Source organism: Providencia sp. PROV040 (genome assembly GCF_032706145.1).
Lineage (GTDB): Bacteria > Pseudomonadota > Gammaproteobacteria > Enterobacterales > Enterobacteriaceae > Providencia > Providencia hangzhouensis.
On record NZ_CP120530.1, the window covers coordinates 4,576,622 to 4,593,595 of the forward strand.

General features: G+C 44.2%; 11 protein-coding genes, 2 tRNA genes and 2 rRNA genes. 3 read left to right on the forward strand and 12 right to left on the reverse strand.

Features of this window, described 5'->3' with window-relative positions; translation table 11 throughout:
• Positions 1-178 precede the first annotated feature (178 nt).
• Positions 179-1,651: a ketol-acid reductoisomerase gene (gene ilvC / locus P3L40_RS21345; RefSeq protein WP_181488803.1), complete on the reverse strand. Its 1,473-nt coding sequence runs from the start codon at positions 1,649-1,651 to the stop codon at positions 179-181.
• A gap of 174 nt (positions 1,652-1,825) precedes the next feature.
• On the opposite strand from ilvC, the gene ilvY reads away from it, so the two are divergent.
• On the forward strand, positions 1,826-2,722 hold the full coding sequence (gene ilvY / locus P3L40_RS21350) for an HTH-type transcriptional activator IlvY (protein ID WP_004906122.1): 897 nt from the start codon (positions 1,826-1,828) through the stop codon (positions 2,720-2,722).
• Here ilvY and ilvA read toward each other — a convergent pair.
• The 6 genes from ilvA to ilvL all read right to left on the reverse strand — a co-directional run bounded on the left by ilvA (position 2,714) and on the right by ilvL (position 9,293).
• Entirely contained in the window at positions 2,714-4,288 is a 1,575-nt protein-coding gene (gene ilvA / locus P3L40_RS21355) for a threonine ammonia-lyase, biosynthetic (RefSeq protein WP_210852990.1), read from the reverse strand. The two genes, ilvY and ilvA, sit on opposite strands and share 9 nt — an antisense overlap.
• Positions 4,289-4,290: 2 nt before the next feature.
• Positions 4,291-6,141 carry a dihydroxy-acid dehydratase gene (gene ilvD / locus P3L40_RS21360; protein ID WP_166263923.1) on the reverse strand — a complete coding sequence of 617 codons (1,851 nt, stop codon included), beginning with the start codon at positions 6,139-6,141 and terminating at the stop codon, positions 4,291-4,293.
• 67 nt (positions 6,142-6,208) lie between these two features.
• Positions 6,209-7,135, reverse strand: a complete 927-nt coding sequence (locus P3L40_RS21365) for a branched-chain amino acid transaminase (RefSeq protein WP_210852988.1) — start codon at positions 7,133-7,135, stop codon at positions 6,209-6,211.
• Between the two features lie 11 nt (positions 7,136-7,146).
• The gene (ilvM, locus tag P3L40_RS21370; protein WP_004906129.1) at positions 7,147-7,416 is read right to left on the reverse strand and encodes an acetolactate synthase 2 small subunit; all 270 of its coding nucleotides are present in this window, start codon (positions 7,414-7,416) and stop codon (positions 7,147-7,149) included.
• Positions 7,413-9,059 carry an acetolactate synthase 2 catalytic subunit gene (gene ilvG / locus P3L40_RS21375; RefSeq protein WP_004906130.1) on the reverse strand — a complete coding sequence of 549 codons (1,647 nt, stop codon included), beginning with the start codon at positions 9,057-9,059 and terminating at the stop codon, positions 7,413-7,415. The genes ilvM and ilvG overlap by 4 nt, the downstream gene beginning before the upstream one ends.
• A 132-nt stretch (positions 9,060-9,191) precedes the next feature.
• Positions 9,192-9,293 carry an ilv operon leader peptide gene (gene ilvL / locus P3L40_RS21380; RefSeq protein WP_071524553.1) on the reverse strand — a complete coding sequence of 34 codons (102 nt, stop codon included), beginning with the start codon at positions 9,291-9,293 and terminating at the stop codon, positions 9,192-9,194.
• A 479-nt stretch (positions 9,294-9,772) separates the two neighbouring features.
• Between ilvL and P3L40_RS21385 the strand changes: the two genes are divergently transcribed.
• A complete protein-coding gene (locus tag P3L40_RS21385) occupies positions 9,773-11,299 on the forward strand; it encodes a YifB family Mg chelatase-like AAA ATPase (protein WP_094962443.1) in 1,527 nt (508 codons plus the stop codon).
• Positions 11,300-11,376: 77 nt separating this feature from the next.
• Here P3L40_RS21385 and P3L40_RS21390 read toward each other — a convergent pair whose 3' ends face one another.
• Positions 11,377-11,715 (reverse strand): DUF413 domain-containing protein, encoded by a 339-nt coding sequence (locus P3L40_RS21390; protein WP_036958821.1) that lies wholly within the window; start codon positions 11,713-11,715, stop codon positions 11,377-11,379.
• A gap of 112 nt (positions 11,716-11,827) precedes the next feature.
• On the opposite strand from P3L40_RS21390, the gene hdfR reads away from it, so the two are divergent.
• Positions 11,828-12,667: an HTH-type transcriptional regulator HdfR gene (gene hdfR, locus P3L40_RS21395; RefSeq protein ID WP_004906133.1), complete on the forward strand. Its 840-nt coding sequence runs from the start codon at positions 11,828-11,830 to the stop codon at positions 12,665-12,667.
• A 571-nt stretch (positions 12,668-13,238) separates the two neighbouring features.
• Here the strand turns inward: hdfR and P3L40_RS21400 are convergent.
• The 4 genes from P3L40_RS21400 to P3L40_RS21415 form a co-directional block, all read right to left on the reverse strand.
• Positions 13,239-13,314 (reverse strand) — tRNA-Trp (locus P3L40_RS21400).
• 8 nt (positions 13,315-13,322) lie between these two features.
• Positions 13,323-13,399 (reverse strand) — tRNA-Asp (locus P3L40_RS21405).
• 59 nt (positions 13,400-13,458) lie between these two features.
• Positions 13,459-13,574 (reverse strand): 5S ribosomal RNA (gene rrf / locus P3L40_RS21410).
• Between the two features lie 138 nt (positions 13,575-13,712).
• Positions 13,713-16,795 (reverse strand): 23S ribosomal RNA (locus P3L40_RS21415).
• Positions 16,796-16,974: the final 179 nt, after the last annotated feature.

Sequence of the window (16,974 nt, forward strand, 5' to 3'; positions counted from 1 at the left end):
TATAACATCAATGCTTTTTTCTACACTATTGCAAGAGAAAACATGGTGATTATCCAAAGCATTTCGCGTTCTAGGTAGGAAGCAAATAAGATTATCCCAAGGAGCATACTAAAGTATGTGACTTGGGTAATCTTAAGAAGCTGACACCCCTAGAGCGTGAAAGGGGAAGGATAATGAGTTAGCCGACCGCAATCTTCTTCATATCCGTCATATAACCACGTAACGTCTTACCGATTTTCTCGATAGGATGGTTACGGATAGCTTCATTGATATCACGTAACTGTGCATTATCAGTACCATTATCGGCAACTGGTTTCGCTAAATCCCCTGCTTGTAACTTCGTCATGAAATCCTTCAGCATTGGCACAACTGCGAATGAGAATAGATAGTTACCATATTCTGCGGTATCAGAGATAACCACGTTCATTTCATATAAACGTTTACGAGCAATGGTGTTCGCAATCAGTGGTAATTCATGCAGTGATTCATAGTAAGCCGATTCTTCTAAGATACCCGCTTCTAACATCGTATCGAACGCTAATTCAACACCCGCTTTAACCATAGCAACTAACAAAACACCGTGGTCGAAGTACTCTTGTTCTGCGATTTTCCCTTCATATTCAGGGTAATTTTCAAATGCTGTTTTGCCTGTCTCTTCACGCCATGTCAGCAAGTTTTTATCATCATTTGCCCAGTCTGCCATCATGGTTGCAGAAAATTCACCTGAAATGATGTCATCCATATGTTTTTGGAACAATGGCGCCATAATGGTTTTCAGTTGCTCAGATAACGCATAAGCACGTACTTTCGCAGGGTTAGACAAACGGTCCATCATCAGCGTGATACCGCCCTGTTTCAGCGCTTCAGTGATAGTTTCCCAACCAAACTGAATTAATTTTCCTGCGTAGCCTGGCTCAACACCGTCTGCAACCATTTTGTCGTAACTCAGTAATGCACCCGCTTGCAGCATTCCACACAGAATAGTTTGCTCGCCCATCAGGTCAGACTTAACTTCTGCAACAAATGAGGATTCCAGAACACCTGCACGGTGGCCACCAGTCGCTGCTGCCCACGCTTTGGCAATCGCCATACCCTCACCTTTCGGGTCATTTTCTGGGTGTACTGCAATCAGCGTTGGAACACCAAAACCACGCTTGTATTCTTCACGAACTTCAGTACCTGGGCATTTTGGCGCTACCATCACAACAGTAATATCTTTACGAATTTCTTCGCCAACTTCAACAATGTTGAAGCCATGTGAATAACCCAGTGCTGCACCTTGTTTCATCATAGGCTGAACAGCGCGAACAACGGTTGAGTGCTGCTTGTCTGGCGTTAAGTTAATAACCAAATCAGCGGTAGGGATCAGTTCTTCATAAGTACCAACTTTGAAACCATTTTCTGTCGCTTTGCGCCATGAAGCACGTTTCTCTGCAATTGCTTCATCACGTAATGCATAAGCAATATCTAAACCTGAATCACGCATATTCAGGCCTTGGTTTAAACCTTGCGCTCCACAACCGACGATGACGATTTTTTTACCTTTCAGAAAACCTGCTTCATCTGCAAACTCTTCGCGCTGCATAAAGCGGCACTTGCCTAACTGAGCTAACTGCTCACGCAAATTCAATGTGTTAAAATAATTCGCCATTGTCATACTCCATTGTTCTGTTGTGTTCGTTATGTCAGGCAGTCTGCCTGTCGCTCATTTTTGAGCGTTTATGGATTTACTATATGCGATGTTTCGCATTGCTTAAATTGATATATTAACAATACAATGTTGCAATATCTGCAACGCCATTAATTATGTTAATTAGAGGGCAAAATGGACATTCGCGATCTCAAGCTTTTTTTGCATTTAGCACAAAGTTGCCACTTCGGGCGCACATCTAAAGCGATGCATGTCAGCCCTTCCACGTTGTCTCGACAAATACAACGTCTCGAAGAACAGCTTGGTCACCCACTATTTGTGCGAGATAACCGCTCAGTTAAATTGACCCAAGCAGGGGAACACCTTAAGCAATTTGCCCAACAAACATTATTGCAATATCAACAGCTGCAACATGCTCTCAACCAGCAAAGTCCATCGCTCAGTGGGGAACTACATCTTTTTTGCTCAGTTACAGCAGCTTATAGTCATTTACCCGAAGTTTTAGATAAATTCCGTGCGCTACACCCATTAGTGGAAATTAAACTCACGACAGGGGACGCAGCGGATGCTGTCGAAAAAGTAGAAACTCATGAAGCTGATCTTGGCATCGCCGGGAAACCCGAGCGCTTACCTGATAACGTCCGTTTTGCAAAAATCGGCGAAATCCCTCTCGTTTTGATTGCTCCATCACTACCCTGTGCTGTACGAAGCATGGTAACAGAAGCGGAACCTGATTGGTCTACCGTCCCCTTCATCCTGCCTGAGCACGGCCCATCTCGTAAACGTATCGAACTCTGGTTCCGTCGCCATAATATCAATAACCCTGTCATTTATGCGACGGTATCAGGCCATGAGGCAATTGTGTCAATGGTGGCTTTGGGATGCGGTATTGCCTTGATTCCTAGTGTGGTCGTTGATAACAGCCCAGAACCCGTACGCAGCCGTATTTCACAGCTCGATAATATTTCAATGGTAGAACCTTTTGAACTCGGCGTTTGCCTATTAAGCAAACGCCTGAGTGAACCATTAATTAAAGCGTTTTGGGAATTACTCCCAGACAACTCAATCTAAGGTTCTTTGGCTATCTTGCGGCGCTAAGAAAAAACGGAAAGACGGGTTTCCTGTTTCATCATGATATTCATAACCTAACGCATCAAGATGCCTATCAAAACGTACTTCTGGCCCAGCCAGTTCAAACGCCGCCAGCACTCGCCCATAATCTGTACCATGGCTGCGATAATGAAATAACGTAATATTCCAATGAGTCCCGAGTGTTTCTAAGAATCTCAGTAATGCACCTGGAGACTCTGGAAATTCAAAGCTATACAATCTTTCATCTAATGGCTTTGATGGGCGACCACCAATCATATAACGCACATGAAGTTTTGCCATTTCATCATCTGATAAATCATCGACTTCATAGCCGTTACTTCTAAGTTCTTGGATAATCTCCGAGCGCTCGCCATCACGGCCACTTAAACGCACCCCAACAAAAATACAAGCACGGTCAGGATCGGCATCCGTATATCGATAGTTAAACTCCGTAATGGCTCGATGGCCTAGTAACTGGCAAAAACGTAAGAAACTCCCTTTTTGCTCAGGAATGGTCACTGCCAGCAAAGCTTCTCGTTGTTCACCAATTTCACAGCGCTCAGAAACATAACGCAGCCCGTGGAAATTCATATTCGCACCGGACAAAATATGTGCTAAACGTTCGCCTTTGATGTTGTGCTGCTGTACATATTTTTTCAATCCAGCCAATGCCAAAGCGCCTGAAGGCTCTGCTATCGCGCGAATATCTTCAAAAATATCTTTCAATGCTGCACAAATGGAATCACTATCAACAGTGATAACATCATCAACATATTGCTGGCACAATCTGAAGGTTTCATCGCCAATACGTTTGACTGCCACACCTTCTGCGAACAAGCCAACACGCGGTAAATCAACAGGGTGCCCAGCCTCCAATGCCGCTTTTAGACAGGCGGCATCTTCAGACTCCACACCAATAATTTTAATCTCTGGCATTAACTGCTTAATAATCACAGCGACGCCCGCAATTAACCCACCGCCACCTACTGGGATAAAAATTCGGTCTAAATGAACATCTTGTTGCAATAGTTCGAGTGCTATCGTGGCTTGCCCTGCAATGACAGAAGGGTGATCAAAAGGTGGAACGAAGGTGTAGCCATCCTCTTCTGCCATTGCAATGGCTTTCGCTTTCGCTTCATCAAAATTAGCGCCATGTAAAATAGCTTCGCCACCGAAGCTTCGTACTGCATCCACTTTGATATCTGCTGTTGCGACTGGCATGACGATTTTTGCTTTCACACCCACACGGTTTGCCGATAATGCAACGCCTTGAGCGTGGTTCCCTGCAGAAGCGGTCACCACACCTTTGCTTTTTTGCTCTTCGGTTAAACTCGCAATCATGGCGTAAGCACCACGGAGCTTAAAGCTATGTACAGGCTGCCTATCTTCACGCTTGACTAAAATGGTGTTCCCCAAGCGTGAAGATATTTTATCCATCTGTTGAAGAGGTGTAACCTGTGCAGCTTCATAAACCGGCGCACTCAGCGCCGCTTTTAAGTAATCTGCTCCGGTTGGGGCAACCGGTAATGGTTTTGCTGCCGCCACAATTAGCCCCCTAATTTCGACTTGTCACGAACAGCACCTTTGTCTGCGCTCGTCGCCAAAGAAGCGTAAGCACGCAGAGCAAAAGAAACCTCACGCTGACGATTACGCGGAGTATAAGCTTTATCACCTCGAGCCAATTCAGCTTCACGACGTTGATTCAATTCGCTTTCACTAACATCCAGCACAATCGTTCTTTTTGGAATATCAATATCAATAATATCGCCATCTTGAACTAATGCTAATAAGCCACCACTCGCGGCTTCTGGCGAAATATGGCCGATAGAAAGCCCAGAGCTACCACCTGAAAAGCGGCCATCCGTTATCAATGCACAGCTTTTGCCTAACCCCATTGATTTCAGATATGAGGTTGGATACAGCATTTCTTGCATGCCTGGGCCACCTTTAGGCCCTTCATAACGAATAACAACCACATCACCTTCAACAACTTTTCCACCGAGGATCGACTCAACGGCATCATCTTGGCTTTCAAACACTTTGGCTGGGCCACGGAATGTTAGGCTACCTTCATCAACCCCTGCTGTTTTAACAATACAGCCATCCTCTGCAATATTTCCAGACAGGACAGCAAGGCCCCCATCCAAACTATACGCATGCTCAATACTACGGATACACCCATTTTCACGGTCAGTATCCAATGACGGCCAACGGCAATTCTGCGAAAAAGCTTTTGTCGTGCGGATCCCGGCAGGGCCTGCGGAAAACATCGATTTGACAGACTCGTCCTTTGTTAACATCACATCATATTGCGCTAGTGTTTCTTGGAAGCTAAGGCCTAAAATATTAGTCACATTTTCTTGCAGCAAACCTGCACGGCTCAGTTCACCTAAAATACCGATAACACCACCAGCACGGTGAACATCTTCCATATGGTATTTTTGTGTACTCGGTGCAACCTTACACAGATGTGGAACTTTACGTGATAAGCGGTCGATATCATCCATGGTGAAATCGATCTCTGCTTCCTGAGCGGCTGCCAGTAAGTGCAGGACGGTGTTAGTTGAACCACCCATGGCAATATCCAACGTCATCGCATTTTCAAATGCAGATTTATTGGCGATATTGCGTGGTAACGCACTTTCATCATCTTGTTCGTAATAGCGTTTGGTTAATTCAACAATGCGCTTACCTGCATTGATAAATAAAGTTTCGCGGTCTGCGTGAGTCGCTAATAATGAGCCATTTCCTGGTTGAGATAACCCCAGCGCCTCAGTTAAGCAGTTCATTGAGTTTGCAGTAAACATTCCTGAGCAAGAACCACACGTTGGGCATGCTGAACGTTCTATTTGCTCGCTATCTGCATCGCTCACATTTGGGTTCGCCCCTTGGATCATGGCATCAACCAAATCGAGCTTGATAATTTGGTCTGAAAGCTTGGTTTTACCCGCTTCCATCGGGCCACCCGAAACAAAAATAACTGGAATATTGAGGCGCAATGACGCCATCAACATGCCTGGGGTGATCTTATCGCAGTTTGAAATACATACCATGGCATCCGCACAGTGTGCATTCACCATATATTCAACCGAGTCTGCAATTAATTCACGAGAAGGTAAGGAATACAGCATTCCGCCATGTCCCATGGCAATCCCATCGTCAACTGCGATTGTATTAAACTCTTTCGCAACACCACCTGCATTTTCAATTTGCTCTGCAACTAATTTGCCTAAATCACGTAGATGTACGTGACCAGGAACAAACTGTGTGAATGAGTTAACAACAGCAATAATGGGCTTTCCAAAATCAGCATCGGTCATGCCTGTTGCACGCCATAATGCACGAGCCCCAGCCATATTACGACCATGAGTTGTTGTTGCTGAACGGTACTTAGGCATATCTTTAACTCCCGTGTTTAAAACAGGCGGGGAACGTCCGCCTGTAACATCTATTTCAATTTAGTTATTAAGGGTTTACTGGATCTAACCAGCCCCATTTATCTTCTGTTGTGCCATCAAATAAGCCAAAGAATGCTTGCTGAATTTTCTTGGTTACTGGGCCACAACGACCAATGCCGACTTGGATACCATCAACGCTACGTACTGGCGTAATTTCGGCAGCTGTGCCTGTCATAAAGACTTCATCAGCAAGATAGAGAGATTCACGTGATAGTGTTTGCTCACGAACTTCAATACCCATATCTTTTGCTAAGGTTAAAATTGCATCACGTGTAATACCCGGTAATGCAGATGATGTGAACGGAGGCGTATACAGGATGCCATCTTTCACCTCAAAAATATTTTCCCCTGCACCTTCTGATAAATACCCATGAACATCTAATGCAATACCTTCTTGGTAACCATGACGACGAGCTTCGCTACCAACTAGCAAAGAAGATAAATAATTACCTCCTGCTTTCGCCCCTGTAGGGATAGTATTTGGCGCCACACGGTTCCAAGAAGACACCATCGCATCAATACCTTGGTCTAACGCTTCTTCACCTAAATACGCCCCCCATGGGAACGCCGCTAAAATAACATCGGTTTTGTAACCGTCTGGTGGGTTAACACCCATACCAACATCACCAATAAACACTAATGGACGAATATACGCACTGACTAAGTTATTTTTACGCAAAGTTGCACGGCAAGCTTCCATTAACTCTTCAACGCTATAGCTGACAGGCATACGGTAAATTTTCGCTGAATCATGCAAACGTTGCATATGCTCACGGTGCCGGAAGACCACAGGACCTTTATGTGAGTCATAACAACGGACGCCTTCAAACACCGATGTACCATAGTGCAGAGCATGAGACATAACATGAACCTTTGCATCAGCCCATGGCGTCATTTCACCGTTAAACCAAATAAAGTCAGCTTTCTTAGTCATTTGTATATTCCTTACATTGCACTTTGTGTGCGTAATAGTCGTGATTCTTGTTGTAGTACTTCAACTTCTGTAATGTCTGAAAGCTTAGTTAACTGTGCACAAAGCTGAGTTAATGGCCTTTGACTACTTACAGTGAGTTCAATATTAACATTGTCGCCGTCTGTTGATTGCCCCATATTCATGGAATTAATACGAAATCCACGATGGCGAGTGACCCTTAATATACGCTCTAAAACCTCAGGACGGAAACGGGCCAATATCGAGATTTGATGTTGCATCATAATGGTTTCTCCATCATTTTTTCATTACTAGCCCCAGGTGGAACCAACGGCCAGACATTTTCTAGTTCATTAATTGATACCTGTAATAAATAGGCACCTTCGCTATTCAGCAATTCATCTAATGCAGCATTAACTTCTGACTTATCAGTAATTCGTTGGCCTTTGATACCAAACGCACTGGCTAATGCCACAAAATCAGGGTTATCCGTCAAAATCGTTTCACTATAACGCTGCTCAAAAAACAGTTCCTGCCATTGGCGAACCATGCCTAAGCGTTGGTTATCGATCAAAAGGATTTTTACAGGAAGTTGCTTACGTTTGATGGTTCCCAGCTCTTGGACATTCATCATGAATGACCCATCCCCAGATACACAGACTACAGTATCCTCAGGCCTAGCAACCTGTGCTCCAATTGCCGCAGGGATACCAAACCCCATGGTGCCAAGCCCACTAGAGGTTAAGAAATTTTCAGGGCCATCAACGGTGATATGCTGTGCTGACCACATTTGGTGTTGCCCTACATCGGTGGTCACAACCGTATTTGGCTTCATTTTATCCGACAGCTGTTTCAATAACAGTGGCGCATAAATAGGTTCACCAGGGTGGTCATAACGCCAACCAAATTCTTTTTTAAGTTGCTGAACTTCCTGCTGCCAAGGTGCAATTGATTTTTTAAGCATTAATTCAGGGAGTAATACTTTTGCATCACCATGTAACGCAACATGTGTTTGACGTAATTTGTCTAATTCTACGTGGTCTATATCGATATGAATCACTTTGGCGTTCGGTGCAAAAGTATTCAACTTACCTGTTACCCTATCATCAAAACGAGCACCAACAGCGATGAGTAAGTCACAGCGTTGCACTGAAATATTGGCTGCTTTAGTACCATGCATACCTAACATGCCTAAATAGTTTTCATCTAAAGGGCTCACGGCACCAAGCCCTTTTAACGTTGCAACTGAAGGAACACCTGTAAACTCAATAAATTCACGTAATTCTTTAACGGCACCAGACATTCCAACACCGCCACCAACGTACAACATAGGCTTTTCTGATTGTTCTAATAGCATTCTTGCCTGTTGTATTTCAGATAAAGGTGAAGTGACTTCTTGCTCTACCGGCATTAAAAATGGAGACAACTCAGCTTGTTGTAGCTGAATATCTTTCGGAATATCAATCAGTACAGGACCAGGACGCCCACTATTTGCGATTGCGAAAGCCTCAGCAAGAATGCGAGGTAAGTCCTCGATATCTTCAACCAAAAAACTGTGCTTAGTACAAGCTAAGGACAACCCTAAAACATCGATTTCTTGAAAGGCATCGGTTCCAATAAACTCAGAAGCAACCTGCCCAGTAATGGCGACAACAGGAACGGAATCTAACAATGCATCAGCCAATCCCGTGATAACATTTGTTGCGCCAGGACCCGATGTTGCGATACATACCCCTGTTTTCCCTGTTGAACGTGCATATCCAATCGCAGCAATTACAGCCCCTTGCTCATGTCGACACAACAAATGCTCAACTCCGCCATCATACAATGCGTCATAAACTGGCATAATTGCGCCACCAGGATACCCAAATACGGTATCAACTCCCTGTGTTCGCAATGCTTGAACTAACCATTGTGCTCCGTTCATGCTTTATCTCCTGTCCGTCTACTTTATCTATTTGTATTTGTTATGTTTTATTTAGTGTATTTGCATTCATCAACATTTATGTCAAAAAAAACCCCGCGCCTTTCGGTGCGGGGTTCTCGTGAGATCTGGCTGTTATTTTAGCCTTCGTCGTCCAAGTGCAGCCCCGCACGGTGGGATAATAATCACCACCACGCTAATAATAATTAGGCTAACTGCTTGGATAAATGCGTTCATGAGTTTTACTTTTTCAATATTCTTAATTATCTATTATTTAGAGTTATCATTTTAAAATCGTTTTGACAACTTTTATTTAATTTATTTATTTTCAAAACATTAAATTATTTAAAAATCATATCGTTACAAACAAAATAGCATTATAAACTGCTTAAACTACCATTTCTCAGTAAAATTCAATAGAATACATAGCATAATCAGCTACATCATCCGCACCAGCCATTCAATACCATTAAGATTCACGCCAAAAAACTAATTACTTTTTCTTATGAATATCCAAGTTCAGTATAGCTTCCACTCTTTATAAAACTAACGCAATCACTGTTATAACAAGTCCTCGAAGCTACTCGACGCAAATTGAAACAGCCTAGTAACTAAGCAATTAAATTATCGAGCAGCTTCGCAAATATGTTATCAACTCAAGATAAACAAACCTAATTTCAGCAGAATATTACTCTGTAAAAAATATTGGAGGGCTTATGACATTAGCAATTGTTTACACTAGAGCATCAATTGGGTTAGAAGCACCTCTTGTTACTGTTGAGGCACATATTAGTAATGGGCTTCCAGGTTTAACACTTGTTGGGCTACCAGAAACAGCAGTAAAAGAAGCAAGAGATCGAGTTCGAAGCGCTCTACTAAATAGCGGGTTTGAATATCCAGCTAAAAAAATGACGGTTAATTTAGCCCCAGCAGATTTACCAAAAGAAAGTGGTCGGTATGACCTTGCCATCGCTATTGCCATACTCGCATCATCAGGGCAAATCCCCCACGAGCCATTAAAACAGTATGAATTTTTAGGCGAACTTGCTTTGTCTGGCGATGTTCGCTATGTCAACAGTGCTATTCCAGCGGCCCAATCAGCATTAAAACAACAGCGCTCTTTAATACTATCAACGGAGAACCAATACCAACTAGGCCTACTTCCAGACAATAGCGTTTATTTCACGACATCCTTATTAGAGCTCTGCCATTTTTTACATAACAAACACACATTAGTTTGTAATCAACAAGTTCATCAAGCGTCTATCCCAACCAAGCAAGAAGGTGATATCAACGATATTATTGGCCAAGAACATGGAAAACGGGCATTAGAAATCTGTGCTGCAGGTGGACATAATTTACTCTTGTTGGGTCCTCCTGGGACAGGAAAAACTATGCTAGCAAGCCGTCTAATGACTTTACTTCCCCCATTAACTTCTCAGGAAGCCTTAGAAGTTGCTTCACTACATAGCTTGAGTGAAAACACAAGAGAAGACATGAATTGGCCGATAAGGCCTTTTAGAGCGCCCCACCATAGTGCATCAATTGCCGCTTTAATTGGCGGTGGCTCTCTTCCCAAACCTGGTGAGATCTCACTTGCACACCATGGTGTTTTATTTTTAGATGAATTACCCGAATTTAGCCGCTCGGTATTAGATTCTTTACGAGAACCTCTAGAATCTAGAAAAATTAGCATTTCTCGAGCAAAAGCAAAAGTTTGCTATCCTGCGAGTTTCCAGCTAATTGCGGCCCTAAATCCTAGCCCAACAGGCCATTACCAAGGAGAAATGAGCCGCTCAGCTCCTACTCGCATACTACGTTATCTTTCACGCATATCAGGGCCTTTTATTGACCGATTTGATCTTTCAATAGAGATTCCATTGTTACCTCTCGGTTCATTAAGTAATCAAACTAACCAAGGTGAAACAAGTGAACAGGTTAGACAAAGAGTCATCGAAGCCAGAAATAGGCAACTTAGGCGAGCTGGAAAAATTAATAGTTTACTAACACCAAGAGAAACCACACAATTTTGCCTGCTAACAACAAAAGATGCGTTATTCTTAGAACATGCATTAAATAAGCTAGGTCTTTCCATTCGAGCTTGGCACAGAATTTTAAGGGTTGCTAGAACAATCGCCGACCTTAATGCCGCAGAAACTATTGAACGTTCAGATTTATTAGAAGCTTTGGGGTATCGAGCAATGGATAAGTTATTGCTTCATTTGCAAAAACAAGTAAGCTGAGAAGAGTGGACAGATAAGTACTTATTATCCCGTAGAAATAAAGGGACCGAAGTCCCTCTTATCATACGATGATAATATTAATCATCTGTATCAGTGTAGTCTTCCGATGGGTCTATCTGCGGTTTACCGCCAGATAAAGTATGGAAGCGTTTTGGACGGTTAATACGGCTAGAATATTTTGTCCAAACTTTTTCTTCTGGGGTAGCTGGTTCACGTTCACCACGGCATACAGCGACGAAAAGTTTTTCTTCTTCTGTCTGAGGTGCACGCTTACCTGTATCAAGCTCATTAAAAGCTTGGCCGAGACGTTCTAGCAACTGAGCTTCTTTAATGGTGAAATCACCATGACGAGAAAAGCCACGTGGGTAATGTTTGTTATCAAAAAAACGATTAGTCGTGATGAAGCTATCTGCCATCTGACACACTCCTAACTTATTACAGTCAAACTCTATATGGCGCGGAGTATTAGACAGCATTGACAATCTGTAAAACAAAACATTTAAATCATCACGACAAAAATAATTGGAGATGCATGTGGACAGCGAGTTATTGAGAACTTTTTTAGAGGTCAGTAAAACTAGGCACTTTGGTCGAGCTGCAGAATCACTCTATTTAACGCAATCAGCGGTTAGCTTCCGTATTAGGCAATTAGAAACACAATTAGGTACAAGCCTATTTACGCGGCATAGAAACAATATCCGGTTAACAGCTGCAGGAGAAAGGCTTGTTCCATATGCTGAATCGTTAATGAATACCTGGCTGCAAGCTAAAAAAGAAATATCTCATGCCTCACAACACACAGAGCTTTCTATTGGTGCAACAGCTTCACTTTGGGAAGGTTATCTAACTGACTGGGTAGAAGAACTTTATAATCAACATGATGAACTGCGGCTCGAAGCTAGGGTTTCAACGCGCCAGTCTCTTGTTAAGCAACTACATTCTAGAGAATTAGACTTATTAATCGCAACTGAACCGCCTAAAATGGATGAGTTTGAAAGTACAATCATCGGTACGATTGACTTACAACTCATGGCTTCCCAAAAAAATATTGCACTCACAAAATATAATTTTATAAGGCTTGAATGGGGTGCTGACTTCCATCCAAAAAATGAACCTTCATTAACTCAAGATGACACACCTGTTATGATCACTACCTCAGCCCATATTACCCGCCAATTACTTCCTGTATCGCTTTCAGCGGCATTTTTACCTGCTCATTGGGTATATCAATATCCAGGCTTAAAAACGCTCTCAGAAACCTCAATAAACAAACCTTTGTATGCAGTTTGGCTCCAGAAAAATGATCAGCAAGCTCTTATCAATCAACTGATTAAAACTCCAATAAAAAATGCACAGTTAAGTGAATAAAAATAGGAAGGTGAGTAAAGATTTCACTCACCTTCCTATGATCCCATAAATAAACTATAGATCTCTGCAAAATAATCTTAATTGATACTTCATTTTATTTTTTAATCAGATATATCAATAACAGATAACTGACCAATATTCATACAGAAATACAATGACATTTTGCTTCTTCAGCAAGGTAATTTGTGATCTTAATAAAAATTAAACCACCAACTTTATATATATGCTCATTTTTCTAACTTAAATATTGAACACAACAAAATATCATTCAACCTGTGAATACTATTGAGAAGTATAAAGTCGTAAGTAACAACTCACTGATGATGCGAAAAATAAATATAAAATGATGAAAATAAAAAGTAGCTGGGAGAACGTAACGTCACAGTGTATTTAAATAGTGAATACGATTAAGAGATACAAAACAGTGGGATGGTTAATGGGATAAAATAAATTGAAAATTAGCAGAAGGGGAAAATAACTTTATATTTATAGTCACACGAATAAAGAAAAACCCGATTAAGCTAATCGGGTTATCAATAGATACTTCTTTTATTATTACTTAATTGGTAACTGGCAGGGGCGGAGAGACTCGAACTCCCAACACCCGGTTTTGGAGACCGGTGCTCTACCAATTGAACTACGCCCCTAAATTAAGTGGCGGAACGGACGGGACTCGAACCCGCGACCCCCTGCGTGACAGGCAGGTATTCTAACCAACTGAACTACCGCTCCACTTATTCTTTTGCCTTTCGGCTATTTACTGCTTATTGAGCAATAAACCTTTAATTAATGTCTGGCAGTTCCCTACTCTCACATGGGGAGACCCCACACTACCATCGGCGCTACGGCGTTTCACTGCTGAGTTCGGCATGGGGTCAGGTGGGACCACCGCGCTATTGCCGCCAGACAAATTCTGTTTGTTCCCGTTTAGTTTTTTTCGTCACTAAACCAGAACGTCAATCTCAAACAAGCTGTGTGTCCTTCACCTTTCGGCTTCTCACTTCTCGAAAACAACTCAATCTCTCTAAAACACCTTCGGTGTTGTCAGGTTAAGCCTCACGGTTCATTAGTATTGGTTAGCTCAACGTATCGCTACGCTTACACACCCAACCTATCAACGTCTTAGTCTTAAACGTTCCTTTAGGACCCTTTAAGGGTCAGGGAAGACTCATCTCAAGGCAAGTTTCCCGCTTAGATGCTTTCAGCGGTTATCTCTTCCGCACTTAGCTACCGGGCAATGCCATTGGCATGACAACCCGAACACCAGTGGTGCGTCCACTCCGGTCCTCTCGTACTAGGAGCAGCCCCTTTCAATCTTCCAACGCCCACGGCAGATAGGGACCGAACTGTCTCACGACGTTCTAAACCCAGCTCGCGTACCACTTTAAACGGCGAACAGCCGTACCCTTGGGACCTACTTCAGCCCCAGGATGTGATGAGCCGACATCGAGGTGCCAAACACCGCCGTCGATATGAACTCTTGGGCGGTATCAGCCTGTTATCCCCGGAGTACCTTTTATCCGTTGAGCGATGGCCCTTCCATTCAGAACCACCGGATCACTAAGACCTACTTTCGTACCTGCTCGAGCCGTCACTCTCGCAGTCAAGCTGGCTTATGCCTTTGCACTAACCGCATGATGTCCGACCATGCTTAGCCAACCTTCGTGCTCCTCCGTTACTCTTTGGGAGGAGACCGCCCCAGTCAAACTACCCACCAGACACTGTCCGCACCCCGGATAACGGGGCAACGTTAGAACATCAAACATTAAAGGGTGGTATTTCAAGGTTGGCTCCACGCAGACTGGCGTCCACGCTTCAAAGCCTCCCACCTATCCTACACATCAAGGCTCAATGTTCAGTGTCAAGCTATAGTAAAGGTTCACGGGGTCTTTCCGTCTTGCCGCGGGTACACTGCATCTTCACAGCGAGTTCAATTTCACTGAGTCTCGGGTGGAGACAGCCTGGCCATCATTACGCCATTCGTGCAGGTCGGAACTTACCCGACAAGGAATTTCGCTACCTTAGGACCGTTATAGTTACGGCCGCCGTTTACTGGGGCTTCGATCAAGAGCTTCTCCTTACGGATAACCCCATCAATTAACCTTCCAGCACCGGGCAGGCGTCACACCGTATACGTCCACTTTCGTGTTTGCACAGTGCTGTGTTTTTAATAAACAGTTGCAGCCAGCTGGTATCTGCGACTGGCTTCAGCTCCATGAGTAAATCACTTCACCTAATGCCAGCGTGCCTTCTCCCGAAGTTACGGCACCATTTTGCCTAGTTCCTTCACCCGAGTTCTCTCAAGCGCCTGAGTATTCTCTACCTGACCACCTGTGTCGGTTTGGGGTACGATTAATGATAATCTAGAGCTTAGAGGCTTTTCCTGGAAGCGGGGCATGAGCTACTTCATCACCGTAGTGACTCGTCATCGGACCTCAGCATATAGTGAACCGGATTTGCCTAATTCACCTGCCTACATCCTTAAACCGGGACAACCGTCGCCCGGATAGCCTAGCCTTCTCCGTCCCCCCATCGCAATTATCACCAGTACGGGAATATTAACCCGTTTCCCATCGACTACGCATTTCTGCCTCGCCTTAGGGGTCGACTCACCCTGCCCCGATTAACGTTGGACAGGAACCCTTGGTCTTCCGGCGTGCGGGTTTTTCACCCGCATTATCGTTACTTATGTCAGCATTCGCACTTCTGATACCTCCAGCATGCCTCACAGCACACCTTCACAGGCTTACAGAACGCTCCCCTACCCAACAATATTTACATATCGCTGCCGCAGCTTCGGTGCATAGTTTAGCCCCGTTACATCTTCCGCGCAGGCCGACTCGACCAGTGAGCTATTACGCTTTCTTTAAATGATGGCTGCTTCTAAGCCAACATCCTGGCTGTCTGAGCCTTCCCACTTCGTTTCCCACTTAACTATGACTTTGGGACCTTAGCTGGCGGTCTGGGTTGTTTCCCTCTTCACGACGAACGTTAGCACCCGCCGTGTGTCTCCCGTGATAACATTCTTCGGTATTCGTAGTTTGCATCGAGTTGGTAAGTCGGGATGACCCCCTAGTCGAAACAGTGCTCTACCCCCGAAGATGAGTTCACGAGGCGCTACCTAAATAGCTTTCGGGGAGAACCAGCTATCTCCCGGTTTGATTGGCCTTTCACCCCCAGCCACAAGTCATCCGCTAATTTTTCAACATTAGTCGGTTCGGTCCTCCAGTTAGTGTTACCCAACCTTCAACCTGCCCATGGCTAGATCACCGGGTTTCGGGTCTATACCCTGCAACTTATTCGCCCAGTTAAGACTCGGTTTCCCTACGGCTCCCCTATACGGTTAACCTTGCTACAGAATATAAGTCGCTGACCCATTATACAAAAGGTACGCAGTCACCCCATCCTCAAATGTCCCGCTTGTCTTTGCGGCCAATCTTGCCCGATTTTTTAACTTCCGTTGCTCGTGTACTTCGATGTACACTGCGCGACGGCTTGAAAAAATCGACCAATCTTGTTGGCAAATTCTGCGCTGTTATTGTGATGGTTTTACACCGTCACTCAATTGCCGAGGCACTTGAGTGATGGGGCTCCCACTGCTTGTACGTACACGGTTTCAGGTTCTATTTCACTCCCCCGCCGGGGTTCTTTTCGCCTTTCCCTCACGGTACTGGTTCACTATCGGTCAATCAGGAGTATTTAGCCTTGGAGGATGGTCCCCCCATATTCAGACAGGATAACACGTGTCCCGCCCTACTCGTCGAGTTCACAACACTAACACCTTCGGATACGGGGCTATCACCCTTTACTGCCGGACTTTCCAGACCGTTCTCCTGATGCTAATGCTGATTAAGACTCTGGGCTGCTCCCCGTTCGCTCGCCGCTACTAGGGGAATCTCGGTTGATTTCTTTTCCTCGGGGTACTGAGATGTTTCAGTTCCCCCGGTTCGCTTCGTTTGACTATGTATTCATCAAACGATAGTGCAACGAATTGCACTGGGTTTCCCCATTCGGAAATCGTCGGTTGTAACGGTTCATATCACCTTACCGACGCTTATCGCAGATTAGCACGTCCTTCATCGCCTCTGATTGCCTAGGCATCCACCGTGTACGCTTAGTCGCTTAACCTCACAACCCGAAATTGTTTCAACGTTCACCTTACTGTCATGGCTGTGCGTGCATTCCTTCTTTGTTGGGCAGTGCGCGCAATGCTCACATACTTATGTATGCTGCGCTTGCTGTGCGCTGGCCGCCTTGAATTTCACACTGCTCGCGCATGCCGCTCGAGTTTGTGACCGAAAATTTCA

Bases quoted from the DNA above. Each gene is read 5' to 3' on its own strand.
- ilvC (WP_181488803.1), bottom strand. From the start codon at position 1,651: ATGGCGAATTATTTTAACACATTGAATTTGCGTGAGCAGTTAGCTCAG.
- ilvY (WP_004906122.1), top strand. From the start codon at position 1,826: ATGGACATTCGCGATCTCAAGCTTTTTTTGCATTTAGCACAAAGTTGC.
- ilvD (WP_166263923.1), bottom strand. From the start codon at position 6,141: ATGCCTAAGTACCGTTCAGCAACAACAACTCATGGTCGTAATATGGCT.
- P3L40_RS21365 (WP_210852988.1), bottom strand. From the start codon at position 7,135: ATGACTAAGAAAGCTGACTTTATTTGGTTTAACGGTGAAATGACGCCA.
- ilvM (WP_004906129.1), bottom strand. From the start codon at position 7,416: ATGATGCAACATCAAATCTCGATATTGGCCCGTTTCCGTCCTGAGGTT.
- ilvG (WP_004906130.1), bottom strand. From the start codon at position 9,059: ATGAACGGAGCACAATGGTTAGTTCAAGCATTGCGAACACAGGGAGTT.
- ilvL (WP_071524553.1), bottom strand. From the start codon at position 9,293: ATGAACGCATTTATCCAAGCAGTTAGCCTAATTATTATTAGCGTGGTG.
- P3L40_RS21385 (WP_094962443.1), top strand. From the start codon at position 9,773: ATGACATTAGCAATTGTTTACACTAGAGCATCAATTGGGTTAGAAGCA.
- P3L40_RS21390 (WP_036958821.1), bottom strand. From the start codon at position 11,715: ATGGCAGATAGCTTCATCACGACTAATCGTTTTTTTGATAACAAACAT.
- hdfR (WP_004906133.1), top strand. From the start codon at position 11,828: ATGCATGTGGACAGCGAGTTATTGAGAACTTTTTTAGAGGTCAGTAAA.